9 protein-coding genes are annotated in these 8,485 nt (G+C 67.1%); 7 read left to right on the top strand and 2 right to left on the bottom strand.

Annotated elements, in window-relative coordinates; genetic code table 11:
- Positions 1–959 precede the first annotated feature (959 nt).
- The 7 genes from VFE28_07320 to VFE28_07290 all read left to right on the top strand — a co-directional run bounded on the left by VFE28_07320 (position 960) and on the right by VFE28_07290 (position 6,303).
- Complete coding sequence (locus VFE28_07320) at positions 960–2,516, top strand: hypothetical protein (protein ID HZM15795.1); 1,557 nt, start codon at positions 960–962, stop codon at positions 2,514–2,516.
- Between the two features lie 83 nt (positions 2,517–2,599).
- Positions 2,600–3,367, top strand: coding sequence for an SDR family oxidoreductase (locus VFE28_07315; GenBank protein ID HZM15794.1), 768 nt, complete (start codon positions 2,600–2,602; stop codon positions 3,365–3,367).
- Positions 3,367–3,837 (top strand): 3-hydroxyacyl-ACP dehydratase FabZ family protein, encoded by a 471-nt coding sequence (locus VFE28_07310; GenBank protein HZM15793.1) that lies wholly within the window; start codon positions 3,367–3,369, stop codon positions 3,835–3,837. Before VFE28_07315 ends, VFE28_07310 begins: the two co-directional genes overlap by 1 nt.
- Positions 3,830–5,143: a beta-ketoacyl-[acyl-carrier-protein] synthase family protein gene (locus VFE28_07305; GenBank protein HZM15792.1), complete on the top strand. Its 1,314-nt coding sequence runs from the start codon at positions 3,830–3,832 to the stop codon at positions 5,141–5,143. The genes VFE28_07310 and VFE28_07305 overlap by 8 nt, the downstream gene beginning before the upstream one ends.
- Positions 5,140–5,412: an acyl carrier protein gene (locus tag VFE28_07300; protein HZM15791.1), complete on the top strand. Its 273-nt coding sequence runs from the start codon at positions 5,140–5,142 to the stop codon at positions 5,410–5,412. Before VFE28_07305 ends, VFE28_07300 begins: the two co-directional genes overlap by 4 nt.
- Before the next feature lie 140 nt (positions 5,413–5,552).
- Entirely contained in the window at positions 5,553–5,750 is a 198-nt protein-coding gene (locus VFE28_07295; protein ID HZM15790.1) for a hypothetical protein, read from the top strand.
- Complete coding sequence (locus tag VFE28_07290) at positions 5,737–6,303, top strand: hypothetical protein (GenBank protein HZM15789.1); 567 nt, start codon at positions 5,737–5,739, stop codon at positions 6,301–6,303. Before VFE28_07295 ends, VFE28_07290 begins: the two co-directional genes overlap by 14 nt.
- 116 nt (positions 6,304–6,419) lie before the next feature.
- Here the strand turns inward: VFE28_07290 and VFE28_07285 are convergent, their stop codons facing one another.
- Positions 6,420–7,562 (bottom strand): DUF3524 domain-containing protein, encoded by a 1,143-nt coding sequence (locus VFE28_07285; GenBank protein ID HZM15788.1) that lies wholly within the window; start codon positions 7,560–7,562, stop codon positions 6,420–6,422.
- A 71-nt stretch (positions 7,563–7,633) separates the two neighbouring features.
- A partial coding sequence (locus tag VFE28_07280; GenBank protein HZM15787.1) for an IMP dehydrogenase occupies positions 7,634–8,485 on the bottom strand: 852 nt, incomplete at its 5' end.

Below are 8,485 nucleotides of genomic sequence, written 5' to 3'. Positions count from 1 at the left end.
GCGAACTTTGCTACGGCTCAAGACTCGTCGTCGAAGTGTCCTGCCCCGGCCGTCGTCTTCGCCGGGCTCACCGAAACAACGGTCTTCACCCCGGGAGCGGAGGAAGGCCGTTGCTCTTGACAGAAGGTCACACCATATCAGCGATACAGCGCCTTCACTCGACTCCATGACCACGACGCCACGGCGTCAGTTGCCCGTCTGATCCAGATGCAGCGCACGAAAGGACTGGAAGCGACGGGGTTCCTACCATCCATCACCCAGAAGCCGGTAGCCTGGACCCAGTATCGCGTGCCCTGTTCTAGAGGTACGTCGATCGGGTCGGAATGGACCCAAAGAGAATCGCAACTCCCCCCGACGCCGAGCGTTTGCCAACGGATCGCGTTTCCGCCAAATGGAATACAGTTCCGGGCCGTGTCGTCGTCGAGGCGCAGTTCGATGTACAAGGGGATCGTCTCTAGAAGTGCTACCGGTCGAGCTTGTATAGAGATCTGAATCGGTCCTTGCCATGTGAGCGGTCCCCACCAGGCACGTCCCACGATCTCTGCAAACACTAGCGCTGGCCCGGGGTCGAGACAGCTGAGCATTATGGCACCCCTGCCCTCGCGACACCAAGGGCCACAAGCAAACAGTTCCGCCGGTTGTCCCTGGGCCTGCAGTGCAAGCCCAGGGATCATCAGCAGAGCGCCGATTACCGGTACAAGCGCTTGACGAGGGACCACTGAACGCTCCGAGCCTGGGCGTTGCGCTGCCGCTGCCGTCGGCAATTGCCCGTTCGCATTGGACCCAGTCTACTCCATCGTACTCGGGGATGGTTGCCCCTTCGAACACCCACCCGGCCGTCAAATCGGCGCGCCTCGACTCAGAGGACGCCCTTTGGTGCGAACAACGCCGAGCCTTCTTGACGCCCGATGGCGACCCTCCGTATATTCGCCACGTTGCCCGGATGTGGAGCGAACACCTTGCGTAAGCGCGTGCTGTCCCTCCTCTTGTGCACGTCGCTCCTCTTCGAACTCAGTGGTTGTAGCCGTAGTCGCGTCGTCACCGCCCTGCCCGAAGCCGCGCCAGACCTGACCGACGAACGGATCGTGGCGATCACGACCAAGAGCGGCGAGTACGTCCAGTTCGATAAGGTCAGCGTGGAAGGCGGGTGGGGCGATAGCTACCCCGGCGAGTCCGCCGTCGTGCGCAACGACAGCCTGTTTAGTAGCGTCAACAAAGCCCCATACAGAATCGCTCTCGCCGACGTCCAGCACCTCTGGCTCGAGGTGAAGGAATTCTCCACCGGCCGCACGATAGGTGCTGTGGTCGGGGTGGCGGCCGGTGCATTCATCCTGCTGATGATAGTGGTGCTGGCCACCTGGGAGGATCCTAACCCCGGCAGCAGCTCGTGCCCCTATGTCTATTCCTGGGATGGCAACCAGTACGTCTTCGATGCGGAACCCTATGCCGGCGCCATCAGCCGTGGCCTCGAGCGCGACGATTGGACCGAGCTGGAGAACCTGCGCGCGGTGGACAGCAGGTATCGCCTGCGCTTCGCCAACCGGATGCCCGAGACGGACTGCACCAACTCGGTGGAACTCCTGCTCCTGGACCACGCGCCCGGCCAACGTCTGGCGGTCGATGCAAGCGGTCGGTTCCATGACGTTTCCGCCACCCGCCCCCTGCTCGCGGCAACGGACGAAGCGGGGCGCGATCTTCGCGCCTGGCTCGTCGAGACGGACAAACTCATCTGGGAACCGCCTCCGGAGGCGACGAGCGCGGGTGGCGTGCGCACGGAGATCGTCATGACTTTCCCGCGCCCCGCTGGCAGCGAGCAGGCCAAGCTGGTGGCGAATGTGCAGACCGGCACCTGGGGCGCCATGATGATCCGTGAACTGCTCGATCTGCACGGCAACCAACTGCCGTGGGTCCACGCCGCCATCGATGGCGTCCCGGCACTGCAAGATTCGCTGCGAGCGTGGAACGAGCGGGAGGAGCTTTACTTGCTGAAGGTGGAGGTGGACGAGGCCGATGGCTGGCAGGTGCGCGGCTTCCTTCCTGGAGACGGTCGGGCACCGGAGAACATCGTGGTGCCGCTCGACATCCACAATGTTCAGGGAGAGACGCTGCGCCTCCGCATCCGCCCGCCCGTCGGCTTCTGGGCCCTCAACTCCTTCGCCGTGGACTACTCCCCCGCGGGCCCACCGCTCGACTTGCGCGTCGTGGCGCCGACCGAGGCGGCGGACCACCAGGGCAACGATGTCCTGCCGCAGCTGCTGACGGCGGACGACGCCTACCATGTGATGCCGGAAACCGGGAACTGGGCGAACATCGTTTTCCCTGCCCCTGCTTTGCCGCGTGGTCGAGAGCGCACCATCTTCCTCCACAGCCGCGGCTACTATCAGCTGCACCTGGACGCCGAGCATGAACCCGACACGGCGCGTCTCGAGCAGATCGCCAATGTGCCGGACGCCGCCGCCCGCTTCTCGGTGGAGCGTTTCGCGCGCTTGCGGGCGGAGCGCACACAACAGCGTTAACCAGCGACGACGACAGCACTGAGCGAGCGGTGACGAGAGCGTTGAGAGAACGGTGACGACAGCACGGAGCGAGCGGTGACCCCATGAGCACGAGGCACGTCCCCGAGACCGCCACGACAGACCGGTGGGTTCTGGTCACGGGCGGGAGCCGGGGAATCGGGCGCGCCGCCGCCCTGGAGCTGGCGCGCCGGGGCTGGAACGTGGTCCTGGGTTACCTGCGCAACGAACGCGCCGCCGAGGAAGTGGCGCAGGAGATTCGCGCCCTGGAGCGCCGCGTCCTCCTTGCGCCGCACAACGTCGCCAAGCCCGACGAATGCGCGGCGCTCGTGCACCAGGTGCGCGGCGCCAGTGCTACACTGCATGGATTGGTGCATTGCGCTGGCCTCGGCTCCCTCTCTCCCGTTCTCGACACGCGCCCGGGCAGGTGGCAGATCACCTGGGACACCCACGTGGGAGCCCTGCTGCACTTGCTCGCGGAAGCGCGCGAACTTCTCGCCCCCGGAGCTGGCGTGGTGGCGCTCTCCAGTCTCGGCGCTCGCGCGGTGCTGCCGGGCTATGCCACCATCGGCGCCATGAAAGGGGCGTTGGAGACGCTGGTGCGGTATCTCGCCGTGGAGCTCGCGGAGCAGCAAGTGCACGTGAACGCCGTCTGCGCCGGGCCGGTGGACACCGACTCGCTGCGGAGCTTCGCCTCCTTCAGCGAGATCGAAGCCGAATGCGCCCGCCGTCCCGGCCACCGCCTGGGGACGCCGGCAGACGTGGCGCCGGTCATCGCTTTTCTCTTGAGCCCGGAGTCGCGCTGGCTGTGCGGCCAGGTGATCGTCGTGGATGGAGGCTTCAGCCTGAGCTGATGCGACACTACTACCTGGATCGGATCCTCGAACTCGAGCCCGGCGTCCGCGCCCTGGGCGTGCGCTGCGTGACCCTCGGCGAGGACGCCTTCAGCGATCATTTCCCCGGCAACCCCGTCTTCCCGGGCGTCTTCGTCCTCGAAGGCCTGGCGCAGCTCGCCGGCGTCCTCTTGACCCGCAGCCTCGGCGGCGAGCGCGTCGCCCTCATGGCTTCCATCGACCGGGCGCGCTTCAGCTCCTTCGCCCGGCCCGGGGACACGGTGCACCTGCAGGTCGAGATCGAACAGTGCGACGACCGCGCGGCGCGGGTGCGCGGCGAGGCGCGCGTGCAGGAGCGGCAGATCGCGCAGACGCGGATCAGCTTCAAGCTCCTGCCGGTCGAGGGCCTCATCGCACCCGAGTACCTGCCGCTCTGGCGGCGGACGATCGCCTCCTGGTGCGGCGAGTTCCCCGAGGGCGGCGATGAGTGAAAGCGTGGTCGTCACTGGAGTGGGCGTCGTCACCCCCCTCGGCGTGGGGCTCGAAGCCTTCACCGACTCGCTCCGGCACGGCCGCTCCGGCGTCCGCCGGATCGACACCTTCGACTGTCGCCACCTGGAGACGCAGATCGCCGCCAGCGTCCCCGCGGCGTCCTTCGATCCGGCCGCCTTCGTGCGTCCTCCCAAGCTTGTGAAGCTCATGAATCGAGCCGCGCAGTTCGCCGTCGCCGCGGCGCGCATGGCCTGCGACGACGCCGGCCTCGGGCCAGACGCCGTCGACCCACTGCGCCTCGGCGTCTCGCTCGGCGCCGGCGGCATGGGTCTCCTGGACGGGGACTTGCTCGAGAGCCAGGCGCTCGCCGTGCTCGCCGCCGCCGCCGAAGGAGGTGGCGATCGCTTCGACGTGGCCGCCTTCACGCGCAGCTATCGCGAGCGCACCAACCCGCTCACCGGGCTTCGCGCCCTGCCGAATCTCGCCGCTGCGCACGTGGCGATACAACACGGAGCCAGAGGCCCGAACAGCACCGTGGCGACGGCGTGCACGGCGGGGACGCAAGCCATTGGCGACGCCGTCCGCCTGCTCCGCGACGGCCAGGTGGACGTGATGCTCGCCGGCGGCGCCGACGCGACGATCAACCCCATGGGAATCCTGGGGTTCGGGATGCTGGGCACGCTGTCGCGGCGGAACGAGGAACCAGAAGCGGCGTCGCGTCCCTTCGAGCGTTCCCGCGATGGCTTCGTCCTCGGCGAAGGCGCTGCCGTCCTAGTCCTGGAGCGCGAGTCCTTGGCCCGGGCGCGGGGCGCGCGCATCCGCGCCGAGGTCCTCGGCTACGCCGCCACCTGCGACGCCTACCGCATCACCGACGAACGCCCCGATGCGGCCGGCGCCGCCGCCGCCGTGCGCGGCTGTTTGCAGGATGCCGGGATCGGCCCCGCCGAAGTGGACTACGTCAACGCCCACGGCACGAGCACGCCGATGAACGATCGGATCGAGACCGCCGTGATGAAGGAGGTGTTCGGCGCCCGGGCGGCACAGGTGCCGATCAGCTCGACGAAATCCATGCTGGGGCACCTGCTGGCCGCGGCGGGCGCGGTGGAGATGGCCGCCTGCGTGCTCTGCCTCGAGGCCGGTTTCCTGCCGCCCACGATCAATCTGGTCGAGCCCGATCCGGAATGCGATCTCGACTACGTGCCGCATCGCGCCCGCGTGGCGCGTTTCGACACGGCGCTCAGCAACTCCTTTGGATTCGGAGGGCAGAACGCGTGCCTCCTCATCCGCCGCTACCCGGGGAATTGAGGGAAGCAGTTCGGGGCACCATCGCCGCCGTGCTGGTGCAGCCCCTGGAAAGCGTGACAGACGATGCGGCGCTCATGCGGGACCTGGGCGCCGAGTCCATCGACATGCTCGATCTCGTCTTCCGGCTGGAGGAGGTGCTGGGGAGGAAGATCCCCACAGGGCGCTGGGAAGCATACCTTCGCTCCCATTTGGTCGGACTGGATCCCACCGCGGCGATCACGACGGACTTCGTCGTCGCCTTCGTCGAGGAAGAGAAGCGGCGTCCATGATGCCGCGTCGAACTCCCTCACCGGTCGGTTCCGAGAGCCGTTCCTCAGCCCAGCACGACCTTCCCGGAGCGCGACGTGTGCCCGGCGCGGTTCATCAGCCAGTCTTGTAACCGACCAACCTGTGGTGCTAGCCTTCGTTCATGGCTGTGGAGCTGACACCCGAGTATGTGGCCACGCTCCGGCGCTTGACCGGGGCGCAGAAGCTCCGCAGCGCCGCTGCCCTCTACTGGTCTGCGCGTCGGCTCAAAGCCGCGGCCATCCGCAAGCAACATCCGGAATGGACTGAAGAGCAAGTGCAGAGCCGGGTGAGAGAGATCTTTCTGCATGCCGCCACTTGAGCCGTTCCTTGTCTTCACTCAGAAGCTGAACGATTTGGGTTTTCCCTACATGGTGAGCGGTAGTGTCGCGGCGACTTTCTACGGCGAACCGCGCCTGACCAACGACGTCGACATCATCGTCGTCATGAAGCGCCAAGATGTCCGAGCATTGGAGACGGCTTTTCCACGCGACCTGTTCTACTGCCCCCCGGCCGAGGTCATCGAACTGGAAATCACCCGAAGCCAGCGTGGTCACTTCAATCTCATCCATCACGACACAGGCTTCAAGGCCGACATCTACCTGTCAGGACAGGATGTCTTGCATGCCTGGGGTCTCGCACATGCCCGGCACGTACAGCTGGAGGATGGCGCCTTGTGGCTGGCGCCCCCCGAGTATGTGATCATCCGCAAGCTCCAGTTCTATCGTGAAGGCCAGTCGCAGAAACACCTGCGCGACATGAGCCGCATGCTGGCCAGCCTGGGTCCCGACTGGGACCGGACGCAGCTCGAAGCGATGATTCGCGAGCAGGGCTTGCAGACCGAGTGGCAGCGAGTTCTCGCCTTCGAAGGCTGACGCGTAGCGGCTCTCGCTCCTCAGCGTCTCCGAGCTCTGTGTGAGCAAAGGAGTGGGCCTGTGCTCGGCCTCGCTCCGGCGCGCGCTGGATCACGCCTGAGCCGGAGCGCCCTGAATCACGCCTGAACGGGTGCGCCTTCCACGAGCCTTTCGAACCGGGCATCGAAGCGGGGCCCGACTTCGCGCCAGTCGAACCCGGCGAGTCGCTCGCGCAACCGGGCCGAAGGCGTCAGAGAGTCCGCCGTTAATGCGGCTTCGAGCAGTCGCACCAGCTCCGCGTCGTCTCGATAGAGATGCCGGGCAGCATCCTCGCCACCGTAGAAATCCTCGTACACCAAGGCGCGCGGGGCGATGGGAAAGGCCCCGCACCAGACCGCTTCGGCCATGGCGATGCCGAAGAATTCCTGCTTCGCCGTCGACACCACGATGTCCGCCTCCCAGAGGAGGCGCGCGTATTCCGCCCGATCCTCCACGGTGCCGAAGCGACCGATCCGATGGCCCAGCTTGGCATGGGCCGCCTCGAACACCCCTGGCTGGCGCACGAAGGATTCCCCCACCACGTCCACGAGGAAGGGCACGTCGCGAGCGACGAGAACATCCAGCGCCGCGAAGAAGCGCTCCGGCGCCTTGTCGAACTCCCAGCGATGATTCCAGAGGAGGCGGCGCGGAGAGTCCGGTGTGCCCGCAGGGGAACGACGAGGGGAGCTCGCCGCCGGACGCGACCGCTCCAGCTCCTCCAGGTCGAGCCCGACGGGCAGCACTTCCGCCTTGCCGCGGATCGTTTCCACCACGCGCTGGCGATCGTAGTCGGGCAAACGAGGGAGGAAGCCCGGCAAACGGTCCAGGAACTGCCGCCGATGGAACTCCGAATTGAACGCCACCGCTTCGGCCGAAAGACAGGAGAGCACGTTGGTGAAGCCGAAGTAGGGATCGAACTCCTCGTGCGGCGACAACGGGTAGTCGAGCTGGTTTTCGTGCAGGTAATAGAGGAGCGGGACGGTGCGGAGCGCCGACGGGAGCAGCGCCCGCAGGTCCGGGACGTTGACGAAGTCGGAGCAGAGGAGCGCGTCGAAAGGACCTGCCGCTTCGAGTGCCGGCGCCAGGTGCAGCGCCGCGCCGCGGACCCGCCACTTCCACATTCGCGGCGGCAGGGTGAAGAGCTCGAGCCGGTGCCGGCTGTGCCGGGCCAGGCCTTCGAGGAAGTACCGGTGGGAGCCGCCGAAGTACGACTCGACGGCGGCGATGCGGAGCGGTCGCAACGGGGCGGTGCGACCTCGCAACGGGGCAATGCGGAGGGGCTGCAACGGAGTGTTGCCGGGCGGCACCACGCCTACGGCGCCTGGTAGTTGGGTGCTTCCTGGGTGATGGCGATGTCGTGCGGATGGCTCTCGCCGAGACCTGCGGGCGAGACGCGCACGAGACGGGTCTCGCGCCGCAGTCCTTCGATGTCGCGCACGCCGCAGTAACCCATGCCGGAGCGCAGCCCGCCCACGAGCTGGTAGACCAGATCACGCAGCGTTCCCTTGTAAGACACGCGACCCTCGACACCCTCGGCGACCAGCTTGGCGGCGTTGGTTCGACTCTGGTAATAGCGCTCGGCGCTGCCGGCCTGCATGGCACCGATGGACCCCATGCCGCGGTAGGCCTTGTAGGCGCGACCCTCGTAGAGGACGATTTCCCCCGGGCTCTCCTCGGTGCCGGCGAACAAGCTGCCGATCATGACGCAGTGCGCTCCGGAGGCGATCGCCTTGGTGATGTCGCCGGAGTAGCGGATGCCACCATCGGCGATGATCGGCGTCCCCGAGTCGGCCGCCTCCCGCGCGCAGGCGAGCACGGCGCTCACCTGCGGCATGCCGATACCGGCGACGACGCGGGTCGTGCAGATGGACCCTGGCCCCATCCCCACCTTGACGGCGTCGGCGCCGACCCGCACCAGATCGCGCACCGCTTCCGGCGTCACCACGTTGCCGGCAATGAGCTGCAGCTCCGGCCGCTGTCGCTTGATGCGTTGCACCAGATCGAGCACGTTCGCCGTGTGCCCGTGCGCCGAGTCCACGGCGATCACGTCGACCCCTGCCGAAAGCAGCCGCTCCAGCCGCTCTTCTGCGTCGGACCCCACGCCGATGGCCGCACCGACCCGCAAGCGCCCTTGCGCGTCCTTGCAGGCGTTGGGGAAGTCGAG

This window comes from Candidatus Krumholzibacteriia bacterium (genome assembly GCA_035649275.1).
GTDB lineage: Bacteria > Krumholzibacteriota > Krumholzibacteriia.
This window is presented reverse-complemented; position numbering and strand designations above follow the sequence as displayed.

Excerpts from the sequence above, each read along its gene's own strand:
- VFE28_07315 (HZM15794.1), top strand. The coding sequence starts at position 2,600 with ATGAGCACGAGGCACGTCCCCGAGACCGCCACGACAGACCGGTGGGTT.
- VFE28_07295 (HZM15790.1), top strand. The coding sequence starts at position 5,553 with ATGGCTGTGGAGCTGACACCCGAGTATGTGGCCACGCTCCGGCGCTTG.
- VFE28_07305 (HZM15792.1), top strand. The coding sequence starts at position 3,830 with ATGAGTGAAAGCGTGGTCGTCACTGGAGTGGGCGTCGTCACCCCCCTC.
- VFE28_07310 (HZM15793.1), top strand. The coding sequence starts at position 3,367 with ATGCGACACTACTACCTGGATCGGATCCTCGAACTCGAGCCCGGCGTC.
- VFE28_07290 (HZM15789.1), top strand. The coding sequence starts at position 5,737 with ATGCCGCCACTTGAGCCGTTCCTTGTCTTCACTCAGAAGCTGAACGAT.